Annotated in this window: 23 protein-coding genes; 5 read left to right on the forward strand and 18 right to left on the reverse strand. The window is 38.8% G+C overall.

From position 1 onward, the window contains the following. Positions 1-17: 17 nt before the first annotated feature. Genes gspF through gspD form a run of 3 tightly spaced genes read right to left on the reverse strand, consistent with a single transcriptional unit; the run spans position 18 to position 5,105 of the window. On the reverse strand, positions 18-1,232 hold the full coding sequence (gspF, locus tag EV695_RS10680; RefSeq protein ID WP_131905907.1) for a type II secretion system inner membrane protein GspF: 1,215 nt from the start codon (positions 1,230-1,232) through the stop codon (positions 18-20). 13 nt (positions 1,233-1,245) lie between these two features. Next, positions 1,246-2,817 carry a type II secretion system ATPase GspE gene (gspE, locus tag EV695_RS10685; RefSeq protein ID WP_131905908.1) on the reverse strand — a complete coding sequence of 524 codons (1,572 nt, stop codon included), beginning with the start codon at positions 2,815-2,817 and terminating at the stop codon, positions 1,246-1,248. 11 nt (positions 2,818-2,828) lie between these two features. After that, positions 2,829-5,105, reverse strand: a complete 2,277-nt coding sequence (gene gspD, locus EV695_RS10690) for a type II secretion system secretin GspD (RefSeq protein ID WP_131905909.1) — start codon at positions 5,103-5,105, stop codon at positions 2,829-2,831. 559 nt (positions 5,106-5,664) lie between these two features. Here gspD and EV695_RS10695 point away from each other — a divergent pair. Continuing rightward, complete coding sequence (locus tag EV695_RS10695; protein ID WP_131905910.1) at positions 5,665-6,096, forward strand: secondary thiamine-phosphate synthase enzyme YjbQ; 432 nt, start codon at positions 5,665-5,667, stop codon at positions 6,094-6,096. A gap of 386 nt (positions 6,097-6,482) precedes the next feature. Further along, complete coding sequence (locus tag EV695_RS10700) at positions 6,483-7,787, forward strand: PilT/PilU family type 4a pilus ATPase (RefSeq protein WP_131905911.1); 1,305 nt, start codon at positions 6,483-6,485, stop codon at positions 7,785-7,787. Between the two features lie 42 nt (positions 7,788-7,829). On the opposite strand, the gene waaA is transcribed toward EV695_RS10700, so the two are convergent. Continuing rightward, the gene (waaA, locus tag EV695_RS10705) at positions 7,830-9,128 is read right to left on the reverse strand and encodes a lipid IV(A) 3-deoxy-D-manno-octulosonic acid transferase (protein ID WP_131905912.1); all 1,299 of its coding nucleotides are present in this window, start codon (positions 9,126-9,128) and stop codon (positions 7,830-7,832) included. Between the two features lie 114 nt (positions 9,129-9,242). On the opposite strand from waaA, the gene EV695_RS10710 reads away from it, so the two are divergent. Further along, on the forward strand, positions 9,243-9,740 hold the full coding sequence (locus EV695_RS10710; RefSeq protein ID WP_131905913.1) for an FKBP-type peptidyl-prolyl cis-trans isomerase: 498 nt from the start codon (positions 9,243-9,245) through the stop codon (positions 9,738-9,740). A 165-nt stretch (positions 9,741-9,905) separates the two neighbouring features. Here EV695_RS10710 and EV695_RS10715 read toward each other — a convergent pair whose 3' ends face one another. Then, positions 9,906-10,454, reverse strand: a complete 549-nt coding sequence (locus tag EV695_RS10715) for a lecithin retinol acyltransferase family protein (protein ID WP_131905914.1) — start codon at positions 10,452-10,454, stop codon at positions 9,906-9,908. 146 nt (positions 10,455-10,600) lie between these two features. Here EV695_RS10715 and EV695_RS10720 point away from each other — a divergent pair, with 146 nt between their 5' ends. After that, positions 10,601-12,967: an EAL domain-containing protein gene (locus EV695_RS10720; RefSeq protein WP_131905915.1), complete on the forward strand. Its 2,367-nt coding sequence runs from the start codon at positions 10,601-10,603 to the stop codon at positions 12,965-12,967. A 22-nt stretch (positions 12,968-12,989) separates the two neighbouring features. On the opposite strand, the gene EV695_RS10725 is transcribed toward EV695_RS10720, so the two are convergent. The 13 genes from EV695_RS10725 to ffh form a co-directional block, all read right to left on the reverse strand. Further along, positions 12,990-13,301, reverse strand: coding sequence for a DUF6122 family protein (locus EV695_RS10725; RefSeq protein WP_207907046.1), 312 nt, complete (start codon positions 13,299-13,301; stop codon positions 12,990-12,992). Positions 13,302-13,369: 68 nt separating this feature from the next. Continuing rightward, complete coding sequence (tilS, locus tag EV695_RS10730; RefSeq protein WP_131905917.1) at positions 13,370-14,632, reverse strand: tRNA lysidine(34) synthetase TilS; 1,263 nt, start codon at positions 14,630-14,632, stop codon at positions 13,370-13,372. A 95-nt stretch (positions 14,633-14,727) separates the two neighbouring features. Next, positions 14,728-15,681, reverse strand: coding sequence for an acetyl-CoA carboxylase carboxyl transferase subunit alpha (accA, locus tag EV695_RS10735; RefSeq protein WP_131905918.1), 954 nt, complete (start codon positions 15,679-15,681; stop codon positions 14,728-14,730). A gap of 23 nt (positions 15,682-15,704) precedes the next feature. Next, entirely contained in the window at positions 15,705-16,070 is a 366-nt protein-coding gene (gene trxA, locus EV695_RS10740; protein ID WP_131905919.1) for a thioredoxin, read from the reverse strand. Between the two features lie 106 nt (positions 16,071-16,176). Continuing rightward, positions 16,177-16,782 carry a flavin prenyltransferase UbiX gene (locus EV695_RS10745; protein WP_131905920.1) on the reverse strand — a complete coding sequence of 202 codons (606 nt, stop codon included), beginning with the start codon at positions 16,780-16,782 and terminating at the stop codon, positions 16,177-16,179. Continuing rightward, positions 16,782-18,200, reverse strand: a complete 1,419-nt coding sequence (gene mpl / locus EV695_RS10750) for a UDP-N-acetylmuramate:L-alanyl-gamma-D-glutamyl-meso-diaminopimelate ligase (RefSeq protein ID WP_131905921.1) — start codon at positions 18,198-18,200, stop codon at positions 16,782-16,784. Before mpl ends, EV695_RS10745 begins: the two co-directional genes overlap by 1 nt. Before the next feature lie 23 nt (positions 18,201-18,223). Then, positions 18,224-19,030, reverse strand: coding sequence for an MlaA family lipoprotein (locus EV695_RS10755; protein WP_131905922.1), 807 nt, complete (start codon positions 19,028-19,030; stop codon positions 18,224-18,226). A gap of 123 nt (positions 19,031-19,153) precedes the next feature. Then, positions 19,154-20,920, reverse strand: a complete 1,767-nt coding sequence (locus EV695_RS10760) for a sensor domain-containing protein (protein ID WP_165874683.1) — start codon at positions 20,918-20,920, stop codon at positions 19,154-19,156. Positions 20,921-21,205: 285 nt separating this feature from the next. Continuing rightward, entirely contained in the window at positions 21,206-21,550 is a 345-nt protein-coding gene (rplS, locus tag EV695_RS10765; RefSeq protein ID WP_131905924.1) for a 50S ribosomal protein L19, read from the reverse strand. Between the two features lie 23 nt (positions 21,551-21,573). Next, positions 21,574-22,308 carry a tRNA (guanosine(37)-N1)-methyltransferase TrmD gene (trmD, locus tag EV695_RS10770; protein WP_131905925.1) on the reverse strand — a complete coding sequence of 245 codons (735 nt, stop codon included), beginning with the start codon at positions 22,306-22,308 and terminating at the stop codon, positions 21,574-21,576. A gap of 6 nt (positions 22,309-22,314) precedes the next feature. Then, positions 22,315-22,842 (reverse strand): ribosome maturation factor RimM, encoded by a 528-nt coding sequence (gene rimM / locus EV695_RS10775; RefSeq protein ID WP_131905926.1) that lies wholly within the window; start codon positions 22,840-22,842, stop codon positions 22,315-22,317. 12 nt (positions 22,843-22,854) lie between these two features. Next, positions 22,855-23,106: a 30S ribosomal protein S16 gene (rpsP, locus tag EV695_RS10780; RefSeq protein ID WP_131905927.1), complete on the reverse strand. Its 252-nt coding sequence runs from the start codon at positions 23,104-23,106 to the stop codon at positions 22,855-22,857. Positions 23,107-23,357: 251 nt separating this feature from the next. Next, positions 23,358-24,737, reverse strand: coding sequence for a signal recognition particle protein (gene ffh / locus EV695_RS10785; protein ID WP_131905928.1), 1,380 nt, complete (start codon positions 24,735-24,737; stop codon positions 23,358-23,360). Between the two features lie 249 nt (positions 24,738-24,986). On the opposite strand from ffh, the gene EV695_RS10790 reads away from it, so the two are divergent. Further along, positions 24,987-25,850, forward strand: coding sequence for a cytochrome C assembly family protein (locus EV695_RS10790; protein ID WP_131905929.1), 864 nt, complete (start codon positions 24,987-24,989; stop codon positions 25,848-25,850).

Below are 25,850 nucleotides of genomic sequence, written 5' to 3' on the forward strand. Positions count from 1 at the left end.
TTTACCACTTAGGGTATTTACAATACTAATTGGTTCAAATTCAATATAGGCAACAATATCGATAGAACGATTAGTAGCACAACAGCACCCATGACTAAAATAAGCACAGGCTCAAATATGCCTAACATATTGGTCAACATCGCATCAGTTTCTCTTTCCTGCTGCATTGCTGCACGTTCCAGCATATCGTCGAGGCGCCCACTACTCTCACCACTTGCAATAAGGTAAACAGTCATAGGTGGGAAATATCCAGATTGCTCGAGGGCACGATTAATTGTCATACCTTCTCGAACCTTGATCGCAGCATCTGTTACAGCCTGTCGCATCGGCATATTTTGAACAACCTGGGCAGAAATAGACATGGCATCAAGAATAGGAACGCCACTAGACGCTAAAATACTCAAGGTTCTGGCAAAGCGAGCTGTATTCAAGCCTCTTACCATCTTTTTAATCAAAGGAACTTTCAATAAAAATGAATGATAACGGTATTTCCATTTTGGGATTTTTATCATTTGTTTAAACACGATAAATAGAACCACAAGCAACACGGCAATATAAATACCATAGGCTCTTACAAAATCACTAATCGCTATAAGCACCTGAGTCATCGCAGGCAATTCTTGCCCCACATTATCAAACACATCAACGATTTTAGGAACGATAAACGCCAAAAGTCCGGCAACAATTGCTACCGATAAAATAGTTAAAATAACAGGATAGAACATTGCCGTAGATATGCGCTGCTGAGTTTCCTGTCGTGATTCTGTGTAATCTGCCATTCGCTCTAACACAGCATCCAAGTGACCTGATTGTTCACCTGCAGCAACAGTCGCTCGATACATGTCTGGAAATACTGAGGGATATGTTTTCAAGCCATCAGCAAAAGAAAAGCCTTCCACAACTTTTGAACGAACCGCTGATAGAATATGCTTAATATTTCGTTTTTCACTCTGCTTAGCAGTAGTCGCTAAAGCTTCTTCGAGCGGAGAACCCGATTGCACCAACGTAGCTAGCTGACGCGTTAAAAGTGCAAGTTCGGACGCTTTTACTTTACCGGCTCTTCTGGTTTTTACTTTATTGTTATTTTCAGATTTTTCTACCTGATTAACCTCTAAAGGAGTGAGATTGCCATCACGTAGAATTTGTCTTATTTGCTTGGCGTTATCCGCCTCGAGCATCCCTTTTTCTTCTTGACCTTTTGCATCAAGGGCGATGTATTCAAATGCTGGCATACGCTATAAACTTTTAAGCCTGTTTGGTTTGATCAGTTTGTTTTGGCTGATCTTCACGCGTAACACGCAAAACTTCTTCTAATGAAGTTCTACCTGCCAAAACCAGTCGAACACCATCTTGTCTAATTGTAGGTACATTCTGATGAACATATTCCTCAACAGTTTGCTCACTTGCGCCATCATGAATTAAATTACGAGTGGTATTATCAATTTCTACAAATTCATAAATACCATTTCTGCCAACATAACCTGAGTGGTTACATACAGCACAACCTTTATGACGGAAAAGCGTTGGTGGATTGTTACTATCTACATGAATGAGATCACATTGTGCTGCATCAGCTATATATGGCTCTCGACACTCCTGACATAATAACCTAACCAGTCTTTGAGCAATAACACCGATTAAACTTGAGGAAAGTAAGAAAGGCTCCACACCCATATCTCGCAAACGTGTTACTGCGCCTACCGCTGTATTAGTATGTAATGTAGAAAAAACCAAATGCCCAGTTAATGACGCCTGCACTGCAATTTCTGCGGTTTCCAAATCTCGGATTTCACCAATCATTACTACATCGGGATCTTGTCGTAATATTGCCCTTAAACCACGAGCAAAACTCATATCGACTTTATTATTTACCTGGGTTTGCCCTATCCCATCAATGTAATACTCAATCGGATCTTCTACAGTAAGAATATTTCGAGTGCTTTCGTTTAGATTCGTTAAAGCGGCATATAATGTAGTAGTCTTACCTGAACCTGTTGGACCTGTTACTAGAATGATTCCATGAGGCTTCTTGATTAATTCTTTCAAGCGTTCATGTGTTGCAGGATCCATTCCCAGATGTTCTAGATTCAATCTACCCGCTGACTTATCCAGTAAACGCATTACGATGCGCTCATTGTGCCCTGAAGGTAAGGTAGAAACACGAACATCAACACCACGACCTGCGACACGTAAAGAGATACGACCATCTTGAGGAATACGCTTTTCAGCAATATCAAGCTTCGCCATTACCTTGATACGAGATATCACCAATGCAGCCAATGTTCTTGGTGGTTCTAAAATCTCTCGAAGTACCCCATCGACACGCATTCGAACAATCATACGATTTTCAAAGGTTTCTATGTGAATATCAGAAGCATTTTCTTTAACGGCTTGCGTCAAGATTGCATTGATCAAACGAATAATAGGAGCATCGTCTTCAGACTCTAATAAGTCTTCTGGCTCTGGCAAAGAATCAGCGACATCATGTAAATCAAAGCCTTCACCAAAGTCTTCCATCATGGCGCTTGCACCAGCAGCACCACTATTATCATATTGACGCGCTAACATATGTTCAAACGCATCGTTATCGATTTCTTTGAAAACAACTTTTTGATTTAAAAAACGATTAACTTCACTCGCAATAACAGGGGTTAAGCCTTGTTTATAGTAAACAGTAAGTTCAGCATCATCATCACGGACACCACGCTGAAGCACAACCCCATTTCTCTTTGCAAAGCTATAAGGAAAGTCCAGAGCTTGTTCAGCCTCTTCTTGTCCTTGTGCTTCCAGGTCCTCAAATTCGACAGGTTTATTCATAGTATCAAAGCCTATTGATTAGGACGTTCGTCTTCCTGATAGCGCCTTTTTACTGGCATTACTTGTTTAAGACGAGCTGGTATCTGCATATTAGCGACAGGTTGCGGCTTAGCAAGAGTGGTTGTGGCAGTCCCATTTCTTCTAGCCTGAAGTGCTGCCGCCTGCTTTTGCTGAGCCAGTTTTGCTTGTTGAATTCTATTTTTATATTCACGTTCACGCTGTTGTTGCTCACGAATAATAATCTGCTTTTTCTGAGCAGGTGTTAATTTCGTCGCAAGATCACGGCGTAAATCAGCAGGGAATTGAGAAGCCTTGTCTTTAAGTATCCCTCTGTTCGTGATATTAGATACTTTTTGCGCTTGTTTTAATTTGTTGTACTTTTGCCTTGTATAATGATCTCCGCTCAAGACATCACGCATTATCATAGGATGAATGAAAACCATCAAATTTGTCTTAGACTTTTCAGTCGTTGTACTTGAAAACAATTTACCCAGAACCGGGATATCACCCAGTAAAGGCACCTTTGACACCTGATCAGTAAATTGGTCTCTCATCAAACCACCAAGAACTAATACCTGATCATCTTCAACCATAACACTCGTAGCAATTGAGCGTTTATTCGTAATTCTATCCTCCGCACTTGTAGAGGATGCAGATATGCTAGACACTTCTTGTTCAATATCCAGACGAACACTACTACCATCATTTATTTGCGGTTTAATCTTTAGGGTTATACCAATATCTTCCCTTTCAACCGTTTGAAATGGGTTTGAAACACTGGTGCCATCACCTGTTGACGTGTAACTACCCGTTACGAAAGGTACTTCTTCACCAATAACAATACTGGCCTCTTCATTATCTAATGCCAAAACCGTAGGAGTTGAGAGCACATTGGTCGCACCGTCTCCAGATAGGGCCTCGACTAACAGCCCAAATTTATTGCTACCAACATTATCAATTAGACCGAGAGTACCGCCATCTCCAGACAAGCCTGTTGCTATATCATCAGAATCTGCTGTAAAAATACTCAGCAATGAACTGACACCAGCAACAGTTCCCGTCGCGCCAATGATTCCTTCAGTACTTGAGATACCTAAGTTTGCACCTAAGGTTTTCGATAAACTTGCAGAAACTTCTGCGATCACAGCTTCAACCATCACCTGCGCTCGTCTAACATCTAAACGGCTAATTACTTTGGCTAGATTTCTTTGCACATCTGGCTCGGCAGTAATTATTAATGAGTTTGATGCTTCATCAGCCTGGATATCTATATCAGCTTTTTGCGTTCCAGCGGCGCCTTTTGTCGTCGCTTTTGTTGTTTTCTGCACAGCAGAAAAACCTGTTAAAACTTTTGCTAAATCAACAGCTTTTGCATACTTCAAATAGATTACTTTGGTCTTTTCTTGAAGTGGTTGACTCGTATCTAGCTTCGCAATAATTTTTCTAACTTGTTGTCTAGACGACTTATCACCACTGATTAACAGACTATTGGTTCTATCATCAGCTGAAATCTTGTTTTTTGTAGGAGCCCCTTTAACTGTTGATTGCTGTAGTGTTTGAATCGTCGCAGCGAGGTCTTTTGCTGAAGCAAATTTTAATGGTATAACTTCTAATTCTTCATCATCTGCTCTATCCATGCGTTTGATGACTTTGATCAAACGCTCAATATTTGCGGCTCTATCAGATATTAATATCGTATTACTTGGGCCGTAGGCCTGAAGTTGACCAGTACTAGGAACTAAAGGACGTAAAATTGGAACCAACATCGCAGCTGGCACATGCTCAACACGAATAACGCGGGTAATTAATTCGTCTGCATCACGTGAACTTTTCTTTTTGCTTTGCTCCTCTTTTTCACCAATCACTGGCACAGGTTGTTGCTTTGCCTGATTAGACGGAACAACTTTCACTAAATTACTGCCTTCTCCTGCTGGTACCGCAGAAAAGCCATGAACCTGAAGAATCGATAAAAATGTTTCATACAATTCATTCTTATCAATATCACTGCTCGTTATTACCGTGACTCTTCCCTTGACTCTTGGGTCGATAATAAAACTTTTACCCGTTATTCTAGAGACTGTTTCAATGAGCGTAGGAATTTCCACATCACGCAAATTTATTTGAGCAGATTCTTCTGCGTAAACAGCGGGAGCAGTAAATGCAACTGATAACGAAATAGCAAACACCAGAGAGCTGGCATTTTTCTTAGATCCTAACAAGCCCCAAAACCCCAATTTATTCTTAGCAAACAATGACCACTCTCCAAAAAAGGCTTTCAAAAAAACCATAATCTAATACTTTTATTTTAAATAAATTAACTTTATTCGTCGACTTACAAACCCTTTAAATACAAATCGACCAGTTATCCGCGTAATACTAACACTTATCAACTTTATACGCTAAATGTTTGAGCCATGATTAGGGACAATGAATCTGAAGATTAATACCTTAGAAAAAATAAAAAACCTGAATAAAAAGACTACGCTACGGCATCTAAGTTCAAAAACCATTTGTAACATTTTGCTTTATACGTAATCAAAACATTTCAGCATAAACAACGAATATGAAATAAATATGAAAGTAGTGAGGACTCACACTTCGAACAAGAAAGAAAATATAACTTTAGTCATTCAAAATATTCACGTTTAATCCAATGAAAACAGATAGATAACGTGCTTCATTATCATTCACTCATTTCATCAAAAAAATATTCTTTAACAATTTCTCACCATCAACAATCAATGAAATAAATTCAACTCGAAGAATAAACAGATTTATAAAATTATCACGGAATCAATTAAAACGATATGATAATGTACCCTAAATCAGATATTTAAAACCAGAATCATGTGGATACAAAAAGAAATACAAATAAAACAAAAATCTCGCGGTTTTCATATTATTACCGATGAAATACTAAACAAACTCATAGAAATAAAAGACATTGAAGTTGGTTTAATGAATGTTTTCATCAAGCACACTTCTGCATCATTAACTATCAATGAAAATGCAGATCCAACGGTGCGTCAGGATTTCGAATCCTACTTCAATAAAGCAGTCCCAGAGAATGAGCCGTATTACAAACATACGCTTGAGGGTTCAGATGACTTACCTGCTCACTTAAAGGCTAGTATTCTCGGCAGCAGCCTAAACATCCCTATTACAAATGGCAGACTCAATATCGGCATCTGGCAAGGTATTTACTTATGCGAACACCGTAATATGGGCGGTTCCAGAAACCTTTTGATAACCCTGTCAGGCCAGAAGTCTGAAAATTAATACTTTTTTGTGAGAATTCATGATCAGGTTCTCGCAGTACATACATAAACGAAGCACTTAAGAAGAGAACTTGGATTAGCTACTCTCAAGTCACTCACGATATCTTTCGAAAACAGCTCAACAATACTTTGCGAAAGCCTTTTCAAACACTCTGCTTAAAGCTAAATTAAATTCACACCCCCCTACTTTGGAGCCTTTTTTTATAAAAACTTAATTTATAGTCAGCCTTAAATGCGCCTGCACTCGACCCGTTTTTACTGCATATAAAATTCTGAAGAGAAATTAATTTAACAGCTAGTCGGAATCCACTTTACCCATACAAAGCGAATATTTTAAAATCGGGATATATTCTATTCAATAATTCTAATAATAAATGGGTACCGCAAATGGACTTCAAAAAATACCTCCGCATTCTTGTCAAAAATGATGGTTCAGATCTTTACTTAACATTTAATGCGCCACCTTCTGCTAAATTTAATGGCGAGCTTAAAGCTTTAAGTCGAGAAAGAATGACTTCAGAACAGCTCCATGAAATTGCAGAGTTTCTAATGAATAAGGAACAGCTGGATCAATTTGAGCATAAACCTGAAATGAATCTCGCTCTGGATGAGCCAGACATTGGTCGCTTCCGTATCAATATATTCAAACAGCGTACAAATCTTGCGATGGTTATTCGTAATATTAAAGTCGAAATTCCGAATGCAGATGATTTAGGTCTCCCACAAGTACTCAAAGAACAAATCATGAAAAAGAGAGGCTTAATTCTCTTTGTTGGTGGTACAGGCTCAGGTAAATCTACTTCATTGGCCGCACTAATTGATCATAGAAATTCTAATTCTGCAGGTCATATTGTTACTATTGAAGACCCGATTGAATACGTTCATCCCCATAAAAAGTCTCTAGTCAGCCAACGAGAAGTAGGTGTTGATACAGATACTTATGAAGATGCCCTCGAGAATACTTTACGTCAGGCTCCTGATGTTATCTTAATCGGTGAGATTAGAACTGAAGAAACCATGGAACATGCCCTAGCGTTTGCTGAGACAGGTCACTTATGTCTATCGACCTTACATGCAAATAATGCGAATCAGGCACTTGATAGAATTATCAACTTCTTCCCTGAAGAACGTCACAGCCAGTTATTAATGGATATTGGTTTAAACATTCAAGCGTTTATTTCACAACGATTAATTCCGACTGTTGATGGTAAGCGGGTTGCAGCTATTGAAATTTTAATCGGCACTCAAACCATTCGTGACTTAATCATGAAAGGTGATGTATCAGCGATTAAAGAGATCATGGAAAAGTCGGAAGAACTAGGTATGCAAACCTTCGACAGCCACATCTATAAACTACATAAACAAGGCATTATATCTCTTGAAGAAGCACTCAAAAATGCCGATTCACCGAGCAACTTACAAGTTAAGCTGAATTTAGAAGACAGTACCTATTCTAATATGACTAGCGATGAAGACACGACTGAAGAAGAACAAGCTGCTATAGACCTGGCATTTGGTGATCTGGCATTAGAAGAAATGGATGACGGAAAACCAAAAATAGATGAAGAAAACAAAATTCTAAAAACACCACAAGAGCTGATGGAAGAAAAAATTGCCAGGCGCTTGCAAGAAGATGCTAGAAATGCAGAAGAATTAAAAAAGATGGAAGAGATTCTTCAAAAGAATATGTAAAACATAATTCAAAAATTTATATTCAAATGATGCTTACAAAAATTATTTCATATCAATAGCTGCAGAAATTAACCGATCCAATCTTGCAGTAACACCGCGGTGTTGCTGCATGAATTGCTCTGATTTTTGAACAAATTCAACTTTCTGTTGATTTGATAAATTTTCATCCAACCATTTACGTACTTCTTCTGTAAGCTCACTTTCAGTATCACAGACTGTCATCAAACCTTCATCCGCAAGTTGATGCGAGATATCATCAAAATTAAACATGTGCTTGCCGCTCACAACAGGAACATTCAATGCTGTCGCTTCCAATGGGTTATGTCCTCCTGTATTTACCAGGCTTCCACCGATAAAAACAACATCAGCCGTAGCGTACCAGGACTGTAATTCACCCATGGAATCTCCGAGTATCAAACTCACATTATTACCATCATAACTTTTCTTCAAACTATGACGCATATAACTGTTTTTATTATCAAAAATACTCATACAGAGTTGATCCACATCGTCAAAACGCTCTGGGTGCCTCGGGACGATAATTAACAATAACTCTGGCAGATCTTTTAGCAAACTCTGATGAATACGTAGAATTATCTCATCTTCACCTTTATGAGTGCTTGCTGCCACCCATACCGGTCGATTAGCACCCCAATACTGTTGTCGCTCCTTTCCAGCTTTGATTTGTTGCTGATTAAGCTGAACATCGAACTTTATGTTTCCAACAACTTCTATCTGCTCTGGTTTTGCGCCTAATGCTTTAAATCTTTGTGCATCTGCTTCTGCTCTTACTGCAATAGTATGTACTCTTAACAATGTCTCTTCGACCAATCCCCTGATTTTTGAATAAGACTGGGTAGATCGATCTGATAAGCGTGCATTCGCAATAATAATCGGGATAGATCGTTGCTGGCATTTTGCATATAAATTTGGCCAGATTTCAGTTTCCATCACAATCAATAAATCAGGTTTCATTGTGCGAACAAATCGAGCAACCGCGTCGGGCAAATCATAAGGAAAGTAAACATGCGACACTCTACTAGCAAACATTGATATAACACGATCAGAACCGGTCGGTGTCGTTGTGGTCACCAATAGTCGATGAGTGGGGTATTTTTCAAGCAGCAACTCAATCAGCGGCTTTGCTGCTATCGACTCACCTACTGATACAGCATGCAACCAAATAACAGGCAATTCTGATTGATTAGTGACAAAACCAAGACGTTCAGAAATACGTTTTCTGTAGGCGGGATTGGACCTACTGCGCCAGAATAATCTTAGGATAACAATCGGAAGAATCAGGTATAAAAAGACTGAATAAAGCGCGCGCCTAAACGACATTGAAACAAATCCCCAAGCTGTGCTTCAAAAAAATAAAAGGATACCACGTAACACTATAAATTAAGACGGATTTATGGCAGACTTCGTTCCCTTTAAAATCTCTGCGGAACGACCATGAAAATTAGCGACAATAAAATTGCTTCACTTACTTACACACTTAAAAACGACGACGGAGCAATATTAGATAAAGCTGACAACGAATCACCTTTTTTATATATGCACGGCACTGGCGGAATCATTAAAGGCCTAGAAAAAGCTTTAGAAAACAAAGAGGTAAACGATAGCTTTAATCTTATTGTTGCACCTGAAGACGCTTACGGTGAACGCGACCCTAACTTGACTGAAGCTGTTCCACGCACAATGTTTGAAGGCATCGAAGATGAAAATCTAGTTGCTGGCGCACAATTTCATGCACAAACAGCTCAAGGCACTCAAATCATCACTATTGCTGATGTAGAAGGCGATATGGTAAAAATTGATGCGAATCATCCATTAGCAGGCGAAACATTGCACTTTGATGTTGCTGTTTTAGACATACGTGATGCGACTGAAGAAGAAATTGCACATGGTCACCCACACGCTCCAGGCGGGTGTGGACACGATCACGCTTAAATAATAACTAACAAATGGATATGTTAATTTATTAACTCATCCATTTATTTTTAAATACACCCCCCTACTTATAGCGGTTTTTTTTGCATGAACGTTGCAATTAAAATCATATAAATAGTGGGGTGTATTTTTTTGCATTGGAATAACCCAATCCATAAAATTTTATTAATCTACATACGGTAACGCAATAACGTTATTGTTGGTTTCATCGCTAATTCTTAGAAATTCTTTTTCCAAATGCTCAAAGTCAGGCAATTTTTTCATACCTTGCCGATGAATATAGACATATCCTGCAGCAGCCCCGGCAACAAAACCAATCGGATTCTTTACCCCAATCAACGCTCGCGCACCAATACCTGCAGAATAAATCAACTTCCCGCGCTGTGACTGACTGCTCTTATGCCTACCTGAAATACACCACTCAACAAAGTGTTCACAGTTATTGTGTAAGATATGATATTGAGATTCGCCTAATCTTAAAGAAGCGCGAATAATTGCCTCATCTACTAGATACTTTCTATCCAAATGGGGTTTGATATGAATATCTTTATTTTGCGAAAACTCTTCTATCGTTATTTCCTCAATGACACCAGGCACAGTCAAATCATTTGCTAATCCAGAATAATGAATCACTTTATCGTCACCGATACCTAAACCGTGATGCGTATAAGATCCGGAAGCTTTTTTGATATATAGATGCTGTCCTTTAAACATAAGAATGAAATATCGATTTATTAAGATTTTGTTAAGTTGGTGTTAGGTTTTCTTCTAGTACAATCATATGATAAATAATGGTGTTTTTACGTCATTCTCTCATAATAAATAGAAATTAAAAAATAAGCCGACGTAACAGTATTTGCATGACTCAAAAGCCAATCATATCTTATATATTTGCACTTGCCGTGTTGATTTTAACACTACTTGCGGTTTATCTAGGCTCACCTATAGTCCCAAAAGTTATCACCACCGAAAGCGTCAAAACACAAATAAATTCTGTTATCTACAATGACAATTACTCCCTTAAATTAACTAACGAGGAAAAAGAGTATTTAACAGAAAACCCTGTTATTAAATTAGGTATAGACAGAGCATTCCCTCCTTTCGGATCAATCACTGCTGATGGAAATTACATTGGCTTCTCAGCTGACTATATGAGGATCCTCGAGCATCGCTTAAATATAACATTTGATATTTACAAAGATGCTCCATGGGCTAAAACCATGCAATTGGCAAAAGCTGGACAAGTCGATATGGTATCCGCTTTGGTAGAAACCAGAGAGCGCTCAGATTATTTAACCTTTACTCCACCTTTTGTACATAACCCAACCATTATTATTAACAATGGCATTAAAAACGGTTACATCGGCTCTCTTGATAATTTAAGAGGTAAAACAATAGCCATCGAGAATGGCTCTTATGCTTCAGGAGAAATTAGTAAGAAGTATTCAGATATTGATTTAATTCTCGTAAAAAACACGGCAATGGCACTTAGCCTTGTTTCTACAGGACAGGCCGATGCTTACGTTGGTAATGCAGTCACCGCGAGCTATGAAATAAAAAAACTTGGACTACAGGACTTATCTTTCTCAGGTGAAACTGAATACTCAAGCGACCATAGTGTTGGCATCAATAAAAACAAACCTATCTTAGCGAGCGCGATAAATAAAGCACTCTCGTCAATATCAAGAAATGACCGTGCGGCGATTAAAGAATACTGGTTTGGCATGGATATACTGCCCCAGGTTACGATTAAAACCGCTGTCTCTATCGGCTCAATACTGTTAGGCATCTTGTTTTTGCTACTTGCATGGTTAGTTAGTTTAAGGCACTCCCAATACAAACTTAAAAAAAGCCAGGAACTCATTAAAACCCAATCTGAAATTGATCATTTGACGGGGCTGGCTAATCGAAGAAAATTTTATAACATTCTTGAGTCATACATTAAAAGTAAACAAGAATTTACCCTGTTCTTCCTTGATCTGGACTTATTTAAAGAAGTTAATGATTCTTTAGGACACGCCATGGGAGATAAATTACTGGTAGAAACTGCTTCGCGAATAAACACCTGCATCAGAGATGGTGATACTAATGCAAGATTAGGTGGTGACGAATTTATGGTTATCCTACCAGGTATCACCGATGTGGATAAAATTGAAAATATAGCCAGCAATATCAGAACCAGTCTGAGCAAGCCATTTACTATTCAAGACAATCAAATCAACATTACAACCAGTATTGGCATAACAAGTTATCCCAATGATGCGAATAATGCAGAGCAATTAGTCATCTACAGTGACCAGGCAATGTACCACTCGAAGAAGAAAGGCAGAAACTGCTATTCATACTTCGATCACTCTATGCAGTCAGACTTACTCAATAAGAATAGCCTGATCAATGATCTAAAAGTGGCATTAGACAGGCAGCAGTTTGAGCTTCATTATCAACCGATTGTTAATCTCGATAATAATACAATTTCTAAAGCTGAGGCGTTGATTCGATGGAAACACCCAGCGCGCGGCTTCGTTTCACCTGAAAGGTTTATTCCGCTTGCTGAAGAAATCGGGCTTATCAACGATATTGGTGAATGGGTATTCCTAGAGGCCATCATTGAAACTGTTGAGGTTGTAAAAAACAATAAAAACTTCCAAATGAGCATTAACACCTCACCGCTGCAATACCGTAAAAATGGCATGAATATCTCTAGCTGGTTTAATCAATTACATGCATACGGATTAACGGGCAGAAATCTAGTACTTGAGATTACTGAGGGCGTTTTAATGGAGACCAGTGCATCGGTTAGAAAAAACCTTCATCAACTTAAAGATCTTAATATTGAAGTCGCTATTGATGACTTTGGAACGGGTTATTCATCGTTATCTTATCTCAAGAAATTTGATATCGATTACTTAAAAATAGACAAATCCTTCATCCAAAATTTAACTGAAGAGTCGGATGATATAGCGTTAGTAGAAGCTATTATAATGATGGCGCATAAACTTGGCTGTAAAGTCATCGCTGAAGGCATAGAAACAGAAACTCAAAAAAGAATTCTTGCTGATGCTGGCTGTGATTACGGTCAGGGATACTATTTCTCAAAACCCGTAAATGCTACACAATTTCACAAATTACTAGAAAGCTGGAATAGTAAGGAAGAACAATTATCGCGAGACACTAAAACCTTACCCTTATTTAAGGATAACCTGACACCTATCTCACGCAACCTTTGAATCAGGATTCACTCTGGGTTTGTTATACAAACCAAACCTGATTCGTCATCTGGCAATCTAATGAATCCAACGCCATATGTATCACTAAACCAACACCTATTAACCGTGTTTTGGGTATAAAACACATTCCAATATACACTACTATAGGCAACATCCGATGCAAAGGATGAAAGCCAATACTACAACGTGTAGCGTCATATATTGGAGTAGCCAGCAGATGATCAACATCAACGATCATAGTCATCATCATAATTGCATAGGCCATCTTCCAGTTCGATCGAAAGAACAAAAGTGTCACAATTGCAGGGACTATGAAATGCAAAGCCATGTGCATGATAAAAACCTTTCTTAAAAAATCCGCTGTAAGTAGGGGGTGGCTAAATAGTATTGAAGATTTATAAGTTACTTGAGCGCTAAACCTATTATTTTGTATAGCTCATCTTTAATATAAATAAATGGCATACGGTCTCTCATCCAGGGAGGTACACCCTCTTCCTGAAAAAGATTTTTTACACTTAAGTTGCCACGATTCGGTATTCTGATTTTCTCTCCGCCTTGACGAAATTTAACCGTAACACAAGAAGTATCCTCTGGTATTACGCCTGATAATTCATCGGGCTGTATGGTTAAATTTAAGGAATCAATGACTAAAGGCGCACTGAGATCCCATTTAATGACAATACTGGGATCATGATTTATTAGCGGCTGAGAAATATAGAGGTAATTCTGAAAACGCCTAAGCTGAACTCCCTGCCATTCCAACAAAGGTTGTGTATCATGATTGGCTTCAATCACATCTGAAAACAAATGTTGGAGTTTATTTTCTGAAGGATAAGAAAATCCATTTTCCGCAATCCAATAGCGCAAAACCAGTTTCTGCTTTGCTTTTGACAGCTTTTGTAATTGATCAATAGATAGGGCATTTTTGTTAAAATCACAAACGTGTTTTAATGTGACTTCAGCAATCTCATTTAAAATCTCTTTTGCTTCTGCCTGTATGGCAGCTGATCGAGAAATAGATTTATCAATACTCGGCCAGCGATTAGCCAACTCAGGTAGAATACGTTGCCGCAAGTAGTTACGATCAAACGACTCATCAAGATTACTTGGATCTTCTATGACGTTTAATTGATGTTGTTTTGCATAGGACCCCAAGGTACTTCTACGGCATGAAAGAAGCGGCCTAAGTAATTGGCGTTCTGATCCAGCAGGTCCGAATAATCTTGAAATAGGCATTGAAGCCAAGCCATCAACCCCTGCCCCACGAAATAAATTCAATAAGAAGGTTTCAGTTTGATCGTTTTGATGATGAGCTGTAAGTAATGATTCATTTTTGCCTAAAGACTGATGAAGCGCCTCATAGCGAGCGATTCGTGCAACTTCTTCTACACTTTGTCCTTTTTGAACACTGAGCTTGAGTGAAATTTGCGCGAATGGAATACCCAATGCCCGACATACTGTTTCGCAATGGCTAGCCCAGCTTTGCGAAGCTAATTGCAAACCGTGATCGATATGAATTGCCCTGACTTGACTTTGAGCATTTGGAATTTGCGAAAGTAAGTGCAACAGCACATGAGAATCAAGACCTCCACTATAAGCTATAACGAAAGTCTTTTCAGGAGCAAGCATCCTTAGTTGTCGATAGATTTCACTAACACTTATCATGACATAATCCTGCAATATAGCTTCAGAAAGCGCTTAAAACTATATTGCAGTTGATAGATATTTTACTGATAGATGATAAAACCAACTATCACAAATTAAGAATCAAACTGACCAAAACTCATAAGTTTCTGATAACGTTTTTCAAGAAGCTGATCAGTGCTCAATGCGCGCAACTCCCTTAAACTTGCTTCTAATGCTTCACGGATACTTGATGAGACAGCATCGTAATCTCGATGCGCACCACCCAATGGCTCTGTAATAATACGATCAATCAGGTTTAGTTTGCTCAGCTTGTCTGCCGTTATACCCAAGGCTTCTGCAGCTTCTGGCGCTTTTGCTGCATCTTTCCATAGAATAGATGCACACCCTTCCGGAGAAATGACAGAATAGGTACTGTATTGCATCATCATGACTTTATCTGCCACAGCAATAGCCAATGCTCCACCAGAACCACCTTCACCCATAATAGTAGATACGATAGGAGTTCTTAGCTTAGCCATCTCAAATAGATTTCTGGCGATAGCCTCACTCTGACCACGCTCTTCAGCACCGATACCTGGATAAGCACCAGGAGTATCGACAAATGTGATAACGGGTAAGTGAAATTTTTCAGCCATTTTCATCAAACGCAAAGCTTTACGATAACCTTCAGGACGAGGCATACCAAAATTACGTTTAATGTTTTCTTTAGTATCACGACCTTTTTGATGACCAATAACCATCACCGGATTGCCTTCAAAACGAGCCATTCCACCTATGATAGCTTTATCATCACCATAGGCTCTGTCGCCATGCAACTGTTGGAAATCGGTAAATATGCGATCAATTATATCAAACGTATAAGGACGTTTTGGATGTCTCGCTAACTGACCTATTTGCTTTGAGGTTAGTTTAGAGAAGATAGACTTTGTAAGTGTATTTACCTTCTCTTCTAAGCGCTCAACTTCGTCACCTAGGTTAACATCAGAGCTACTTACGTAGCGCAACTCGTCTATTTTTGCTTCTAATTCAGCTATTGGCTGTTCAAAGTCAAGAAAATCTGGATTCATATTATTACTTTTAGGTGTTGCGGTTATTTTTGTTCTTGGCTAGCAATTTCTTCGTGTACTTTTTTCATATCTACTTCTTGTACTTTGCTGATTACATCTTCTAATTGCTCTGCATTTAACATGCCTGGCTGAGAGAAAAGAACAACCTGCTCACGGAAAATCATCAACGTCGGAATTGAACGAATTTGAAAATGCCCTGCTAATTCTTGCTGAGACTCAGTATCGATCTTTCCGAATACTATGCCTTCGTGTTTATTTGAGACTTCCTCGTAAATAGGTGAAAAAGACTTACAAGGTCCGCACCATTCTGCCCAAAAATCGACAATAACAATATCGTTCTTCTCAATAGTTTCTTCAAACGTCTCAGCTGTAATATCGATGGTCGCCACAATGCGCTCCTATTCTAGTAATAAATTAATATGCTGGGGAATATAAGGTTTAGCGCAAGGAATAGCAAGTTGCCGTATGGCTTGCTAGTCTTTTATTTAAAATCACTTACGATCCCCAAACAGGTAAAATTTCATGAGGTATTTCCAGATGCTCAAGTATTCTGGCTACCATAAAGTTTATGATATCTTCAAGAGACTCAGGTTTATAATAAAAACCGGGGTTTGCAGGCATTATGACTACCCCCATTCTGGAAAGTTTTAACATATTCTCCAGATGTATGTCCGAGAAAGGTGTTTCGCGTACAACCAGTATGACTTTCTTGCGCTCTTTTAGCGCAACATCCGCGGCTCGCTCCAATAGGTTTTTACTACTTCCCATCGCGATAGACGACAAAGTCCCTGTCGTACACGGGCAAACCACCGTAGCATCTGCTACGCCGCTACCGCTAGCAACAGGCGCCATCCACTGCTCTTTCTCATACACCTTTATTTGATCAGGCTCCGCACCATATAGTTCACTAAAAAATACCTCAATCTCCGCAGCTCTTGAGGGGATTTTAATATCAGTTTCAGTGTTTATTACGATTTGCGCTGGCCTTGAAAGTAATAGCGTTATATTTTTTTTTGCTTTTACCAATTCTTCTAGTAAACGCAAACCATACTGGGCACCAGAAGCTCCAGTCATAATTAATGTAACGGATTGAGTTGGCATTAGTTTTTTAGGCTTTCTAATTGCTGTAAAAGTTTATCGTGAATACCGCCAAAACCACCATTACTCATAACAAGAATATGATCTCCAGCCTGGATAGTTGGGATAAAAGCCTTAATTAACTGATCAATATTACTATGCAAACTCGCCTTATCACCTAAAGCATCAATAACATCATGCATATTCCAATCAACGTTTTCAGGTTGAAACAGAATAACCTGATCAGCTTCTTCTAATGATTTTGCCAAGGTTAGTTTATGAACGCCCAATTGCATGGTGTTAGATCTAGGCTCAAGAATCGCGATTATTTTCTTGTCTGAAACATGCTGCCTTAAACCTTTTAAGGTAGTTTCTATGGCCGTGGGGTGATGGGCGAAATCATCATAAACTCTGACACCATTCACTTCCCCACGAAGCTCCATACGGCGCTTTATACCTTTAAATTCAGACAATGCTTCGATTGCAAATTTCGCCGGAACACCAGCGTGCCTAGAGGCAGCAATAGCTGCCAAAGCATTTGATACATTATGCTTACCTAGCAATGACCAATTCACAACACCTTGTTGCTGCCCATCAAAAAACACCTTAAATTCACTACCATCAGTATTAATATATTCCGCGGTCCAGCCTTTATCTGACGCAGTATCAGTGCCGTCATCTGCAGAAGCTGAAAAAGCTTCTAAGGACGTCCAGCAACCCTGCTCTAAAACATCTGAAATGTTTTCTTCTTCATCATTTACTACAATCAAACCATTCTGAGGAATCACTCGAATAAGATGATGAAACTGGGTTTTGATCGCATTCAAATCAGGAAAAATATCTGCATGATCATATTCCAGATTATTTATCACCAAAGTACGGGGGTGGTAATGGACAAATTTAGAACGCTTATCAAAGAAGGCAGTATCGTATTCATCTGCTTCTACAACAAAAAAAGGTGAATCTCCACTAAGCCTTGCAGAGACCCCAAAATTCTCTGGCACACCACCAATAAGAAATCCAGGACTCAAGCCCGCATATTCGAGTATCCAGGTAAGTATACTTGCTGTTGTCGTTTTACCGTGAGTTCCTGAAACAGCTAGAACCCACCTATCCTTTAAAATATTTTCATACAGCCATTGCGGGCCAGAGGTATATGGTAAATTCTGATTGAGTACATACTCAACCACGTCTTTACCTCTACTCATGACATTACCAACGACAACCTGACTTTGTTCACCAGCATCTAATTCAGATTCTAATTCGCTTAAATGTTCTTGCTTAAAACCTTGATCTAGCTTGATACCTTGTGACTCAAGCATGGTACTCATAGGCGGATAGACATTTTCATCCGAGCCACTCACTTTAACACCAGATTCTCTCGCCAATAAAGCAATACCACCCATAAAGGTACCGCATATTCCTAAAATGTGAATACTCATATTAAGATTAAGCCCTATCTAATCTACAGATCATCTAAACTTTCCAACCGATCGATTAAATCTGAAGCCGAATCTTTAGAGGATTTACCATCGGTAATTAAATAATCACGGCGTTGCAACCAGGCATCCCTAAGAGCCACATATTGGTCATTCGAGATATTCTCAAATGCTTTTTCCTCATTTAAGAGATCTGCTCTTTTATCAATCATTTCAAGCGCAAAATAATACAGGCTTTCATCAGAGTAATTAGTTACATCAGTCAATCTATCAACGGTAAATTTTGCACTTGCATCACGAACCGTTGATGGGCCTAAGAAAGGCAGCATGATATAAGGACCAGATCCTACCCCCCAACGCGCCAGTGTTTGTCCAAAATCCTCATTATGCTTTTCTAAGCCAGCTGCGGAAGCCACATCAAGCAACCCGGCAAAACCAAATGTAGAGTTAAACACAAATCGCTCAGTATCATTGATTGCATCACTGACTTTAAATTGCAGTAGGTTGTTGATTGCATTACTGACATCACCCAAATTTGAAAAGAAATTTGTGACACTGGTATCTACAAATTCGGGGGTAACAGCCTTATAACCCTTTGCAACCGGCTTTAAGAAGTAGTTATCCAGACCAACATTGAATGAATAGATACTACGATTGAATTTTTCTAAAGAATCTTTGTTTGATGGATTATTAGATGCAGAAACAACAGCAGAATCGGTAGAACTTACACCTTCGGCTTGTGTCGTTTTAGTTTGGCTACATGCCGTTAAAGACATTAGTAAGGCAACACTCAAAATGACTTTTTGAGTTGCGCTATTATTATTTAATCCCATTATTCTCTTCCTTAAGAGATAAGATTCATTTTCAATAAGTAGAGAATGAAATCGTAATTGTTTAATTAGGGGATTATAAATAATTTTCGTATTAAAGTATTATTATATTAAAAACTTAAGCTTTTAATTTGCTACCTTATCATCCACATGACTATCTAGCATGTGGTTTCTGATTACTATTTCCAATGGTCCAGGGCGTGCAATTTCATAACCTTGACCGTAATCAACACCCATTTCTCGCAACAGATGGATGATTTTCTCGTTTTCGACATACTCAGCAATTACTTTAAGGTTCATTGTATGCCCAACCTGATTAATGGATTGAACCATTGTTTTGGCCACTTCATCGTTGGCAATATTTTTCACAAAACTACCATCAATTTTAAGATAATCGACATCAAGAGATCTTAAATAACCGTAAGAACTCACACCTGTTCCAAAATCGTCTAATGAGAACTTACAACCCAATGCTTTCAAAGACGCCATCAATGCATTGATTAAGGTTAAATCTTCTACAGCCACTTGCTCAGTAATTTCAAAACATAGCATCTGTGGATCTACACCTGAGGCTTTAATCTCCTTCGTTACAAAGTCAAGGAAGTGAGGATCATTCAAACTTTGTCCTGATAAATTAATCGCAAAGACTGGCAGTGGGCTTTGTTCTGGTAATGCGCTGATTTGTTTCAATACATTTCTGATCACCCATTTATCTAACTCAGGCATCATAGAATAATATTCAGCTGCAGAGATAAATTCATCGGGAGCGATAGGATTGCCTTTCTCATCTGACAATCTAATCAAAAGCTCATAATGATAAAAAGGCTTTTTATATTCACTCGCTTTCAATGGGTGAATGGGCTGTGCATGCATGCGAAAGCGGTTTTCCTGAAGAGCTTTTTTGAGGATCATCACCCACTCAAGATTTCCTTCCATTTTCTGAATTTCAGAATCTTCTGACTTATAAGCTGAAACACGATTACCACCGCGTTTATTGGCCAAGTTACATGCAGTATTAGCCTCTGAAATTGCTCGAGTTGAAGAGGTAGTTTTCTGATCAACAACCACAAAACCACAACTCATTGTTATTGAGTATTGCTGACCTCGTGACATGAATTTGTATTCTGAAACATCAGTTAAAATCTCTTGAATTGTTTTTATCGCAGAAGTTAATTTACGCTCGCAGAAAACCACTGCAAATTCATTTGCCCCTACTCTTCCGACAATATCCAAGGGAGTAAACAAGTGATTCTTGATTTGCTCCCCCATGCTAGTGATTAGATTATCACCACTAGCGTAACCAATTGTATCGTTGATTACTTGAAACTGATCAATAGAGAAATAAGCCAATACATGTTTAGAGCTATGCTTGTGTGCATTATCGATGAGTTGCTTTACTGCTGCATCAAATGATTTACGATTTAACATACGTGTTAAACCGTCATAAGTTTCAAGGTTAGATAATTTTGACTCTAAAGCTTTACGCTCTGTAATATTATTAATGACAAGCAAAATATGATCTTGCTCTTGATCAGCAAAACGCCTCAATGGAATAAGATTTAGCTCGATCGAGACAGTCTGATTCATTGTTGTCTGCAATATACAATCTCGTGTCATTCTCTCAGTCAGGAATGCAGCATCACCACCTAAAACACCTTGCAGAACCCTTCCTGTATTGGGATTCAATAGCGTAAAAACATCACTGCAATCTCTACCCATCACACGTCTAAGCTTGCAACTGAGCATATTTTCAGCTTCAGGATTCAAGTATATGATTTTATTATCTATATTGAGTATAACGATAGGCTCAGGCAATAATTTATATGCATCTTCCTGACAATTATCTGTTGATTCCTCGAACTGAGGCTTGTGCTTTTTATAATAAAAAAACATATAAAGACCCAAAGCAATAATGATCAGCATCAAGCCGATTATCACTAGGGAAAGTATATTTATTTCTGTATTAGGCACGAATTTATTTTTATTTTTTATTAGAGACTAAATATCTCAATTTTATGATTATGTGCCCATATTTTCGCATAAGCTATCTGAATCCAAGCTGAAGTTGCACGCCTATTCATTGGAACTCAATTAGTTTGCATCAAATAAAAGCTAACAAATATGTAGACATAAAAAAGCCGCCTGATAGACAAGGCGGCTTCTTCAAAAAGTAAATAATTATACTTTTTCTTTGATTCTTGCTGCTTTACCAGTAAGACCACGTAAATAGTAAAGCTTTGCGCGACGCACATCACCTTTACGCTTCACTTCAATACCAGCGATAGTCTGACTATAAGTCTGGAAAACACGCTCAACACCTTCACCGTAAGAAATCTTACGAACAGTAAACGCAGAATTCAAACCACGGTTTCTAATTGCGATAACAACGCCTTCGAAAACCTGAATACGCTCACGCTCCCCTTCTACAACCTTTACTGAAACAGCAACTGTATCTCCAGGGTTAAAATCAGGAACTTCTTTGCTCATTTGTGCGGCTTCAATTGCCTGAATAATCGTACTCATTTATATACCTCTAAACCTATGTATTATTTCTTCAAATATTCATCAAGTAATTTCTGATCTTCATCACTCAATGCTCTGTTTTCTAATAAATCAGGACGTTTTTCAAAAGTTCTTCCTAACGCCTGTTTTCTTCGCCAAATAGCAATCGCCTTATGATCACCACTCTTTAAAACTGCTGGCACATCCAAGTCTTCTACAACCTCTGGCCTAGTGTAATGGCCATGGTCTAATAAATTATCGCTAAATGAATCCTGTTCTGCTGACTCATTGTGCCCTAACACCGATGGTAGTAGACGAGTTATTCCGTCTATTACTACCATTGCACCAAGTTCACCACCACTTAAAACATAATCACCTATCGACCATTCCTCGTCGACTTCCAACTCGATTACGCGTTCATCAATACCTTCATATCGACCACATAACAAAATCAGCGATTGCTCATTAACCGAAGTATCTAGCAACATTGATTGTTCTAACGGTTTACCTTGGGGACTCAAGTAAATTACTTTCGTCTTTTCAGGTGCACTTTTTTTAACTTCGCGAATTGTTTTCAACAAACAATCTGCTTTCATGACCATTCCTGGCCCACCACCATAAGGACGATCATCAACCGTTCGATGAACATCTTCTGTTTGATCCCGAGGGTTCCAACAGTGCAGCTCAATTAAATTACGTTTTTCTGCCCTTCCCGTTACACCAAACCCTGCAACAGTTTCAACCATTTCAGGCATCAGAGTAATCACGTCAAAGCGCATGGGAACCTAAAACTCTGGATCCCAATCAACAATCATCAAAGATTTTTCAAGGTCAATAGACTGTATAACATCACCCATTAAATAAGGCAGCATACGTTCTTTAACCTCTACACCGTCAGTATCTTTAACAACAAAAACGTCATTACTGCCAGTATCGAAAAGCCAGTCAATTTGACCTAACTTTTCACCTTCTATTGTTTCTACTGAAAGACCTATCAGGTCTCGCCAGTAATACTCACCTTCGGATAGTTTCTTTAATTGATCCTTGTGGATTGCAATTTCAGAACCTACAAAAGCTTCAGCTTGATCGCGATATTGGGTATTTTCGAGCAAAGCGATAATATTCTTACCTTGCTTTTTACCATCAATAATCTTAATCGATTTCCAATCATCGCCTCTTCTCTTGATAAACCACTCTTTATATTCAGTGATTTGCTCACGAGGAGACGTATGAGAAAAAATCTTAACCCATCCTTTAATTCCATGTACTCCTGAGATTTCGCCCAGAGTGATGTAATCGCTAGATTGGCTCATATAGCCTATCTATTAAGCAGCAGCTTTAGCTGACTCTTTCAATAAAGTAGCAATACGTGTAGAAAGTTGTGCACCTTCTTTGATCCAATGATCAACACGGTCTTGCTTAAGTTCTAAACGAACTTCCTGACCAGTAGCACGAGGATTAAAGAACCCTAGTCTTTCGATGTATCCACTGTCACGTGGTTTACGTGAATCAGTAACAACAATTTTGTAAAAAGGACGTTTCTTAGAACCGCCACGAGCCATACGGATTGTAACCATAATCTTAAAATCTCAATAAAATGTTAAATACTAAAAATATTTATTTACCTGTTTAAATAACCGACAAATAAGATACTCGAGCAACTAACTATATCACCCTAAGGCAACAGAAAAATAATCGCGCAATTCTACGCTTTTAAATAAAAAAAGAAAGTATATTTTGTACTGATTCAAAGAAAGTTAACAGTTTTCTATATTACTGGTCATTTTACGCATAAAAAAGACCTCTAAAACTGAAAACTCACATCGCATTACATACCGGGAAAACCACCGCCACCGCCCATTCCTGGAGGCATTTGACCTTTCATGCCACGCATCATTTTCTTCAAGCCACCGCCTTTAAATTTCTTCATCATTTTACTCATTTGCTTATGTTGCTTGAGTAAACGATTTACATCTTGAATTTGAAGACCGCAACCAGCTGCGATACGTTTTTTGCGTGAACCCTTAATGACCGCAGGAAAACGTCTTTCCTTTGGTGTCATCGAATTGATGATAGCCACCATGCGATTAACTTCTTTATCGCCAGCACCATCTTGAACAGCCTGAGTCATTTTACCCATGCCAGGCAACTTATCCATTAAGCCACCCATTCCGCCCATTTTCTGCATTTGAAGCATTTGATTACGCAAATCCTCCAAATCAAACCCCTTACCCTTATTTAGCTTTTTCGCTAATTGCTGGGCATCTTTATGATCAACTTTGCGCTGAGCTTCTTCTACCAAAGAAAGTACATCACCCATACCAAGAATACGTGATGCCATTCTTTCTGGGTGGAATGGCTCTAGCTCATCAATCTTTTCACCCATACCGATGAACTTGATTGGCTTACCAGTCACTTCACGAACAGATAAAGCTGCACCACCACGCGCATCACCATCAGCTTTGGTCAACACAACACCTGTAAGCGGTAATGCATCTCCAAACGCTTTAGCCGTGTTAGCAGCATCTTGACCCGTCATCGCATCAACGACAAACAGCGTTTCTACCGGTTTAACCGCGGCATGGATTAATTGAATTTCATCCATCATGTCTGCATCGACATGCAAACGACCAGCTGTATCCACTAACAATACATCGATATGATTACGCTTGGCATAATCTAAGGCAGCAATTGCAATATCCACAGGAGACTGTTCAATATCACTTTCAATGAAAGTTGCCTCAACCTGACCCGCGAGGGTTTGTAACTGCTTGATTGCCGCAGGTCGATAAACATCACAACTCACCATTGCGACTGTTTTCTTTTCTCTTTCTTGCAGAAGCTTGGCTAATTTACCCGCGGTAGTCGTTTTACCTGCACCTTGCAAACCCGCCATTAATACAACAGCAGGTGGTTGAGCATTTAAATCAAGAGACTCGTTGGCCTCACCCATGATTTTGACAAGCTCGTCATTAACGACCTTAACCAGTGCCTGACCAGGAGACAAACTCCCCTGCACTTCAACACCAATGGCGCGTTCTTTAACTTTATCAACAAAGGTTCTAACGACTGGCAACGCAACATCAGCTTCCAATAACGCCATGCGCACTTCACGCATAGCCTCTTTAATATTATCTTCTGTTAGTCGCGCCTGACCTTTCAGCTTCTTGACTGTATGGGAAAGACGATCACTTAAATTCTCAAACATTTATAAATACTCTTTTATGTTTTGTTCTTTTCTTTAAAATAGGCCTTTAGATTAGCCTTAAACAACTCTATAAATAAAAAGTTATTCTTTAATTAATTTTTTAAACGACAAGTAATCGCCTAGTATAACATTAGCTTTCATTACTCTATAATGAATATCTTAGTCGACACGCATTATAATTAGAGACGAACAAAATTTCATCCCGGTTAATCAAAGATATTTTTAAAGAGATCAAACAGACGATAACTCATGACAGCTAACTTATTGAACTTTGCGGCGATTATATTCTATTTAATCAGTTGGTACATGATAACTGCCTGTGTACGTGCCAGCATTGAAAACCCAGAGAACTGTAAGGAGAAAAGAAAATACTTTTTCTTAATATGGTTTGTGGCGTTAGCTATTCATATTACCAGCATTCATTTACCCGTAATGAACGGCGAACCCTTATCGTTTAGCTTTTTTACACTGTCATCCTATGTGATGTGGTTTATCAGTTTATTACTATTCATCACAACCATTAGCAGAAAGATTGAATCACTAGCGATCATCATATTACCGATCACTATACTTAGTATTCTTTTAAGTACCACCATTGGTTCAGGCTCCGAAAGAGTCGTGCACATGCACAGCGGTCTGGGCATTCACATTTTAATCTCGCTTTTGGCATACAGCGTATTAATGCTGGCATCATTCCAGTCGCTTCTACTGCATACCCAAAACAAACACTTACACAATCGTCAAAATAACGGCTTCATTCGCTCACTCCCATCACTGGAAGATATGGAGCACTTTCTATTTAGGTTGATCACCATTGGCGTGATTTTGTTAACAATCAGTTTAATTTCTGGTTTTTATTATCTGGAAAACCTATTCGGCTCCAATGTGGCGCATAAAACCATTTTGTCGATCATCTCATGGGTGATTTTTACTTCCCTGCTTGTTGGACGATGGAAATATGGCTGGCGCGGAAAAACAGCCGTGCGCTGGACACTCGCTGGCTTTCTTGTCTTGGCCTTAGCCTTTTTTGGCTCTAAATTCATTCAGGAATTTGTCATCGATAAAGACATCGCACAGATTGGCACCCCCCTACTTATAGACAGAAATAGTTAA

The organism is Cocleimonas flava (genome assembly GCF_004339015.1).
Lineage (GTDB): Bacteria > Pseudomonadota > Gammaproteobacteria > Thiotrichales > Thiotrichaceae > Cocleimonas > Cocleimonas flava.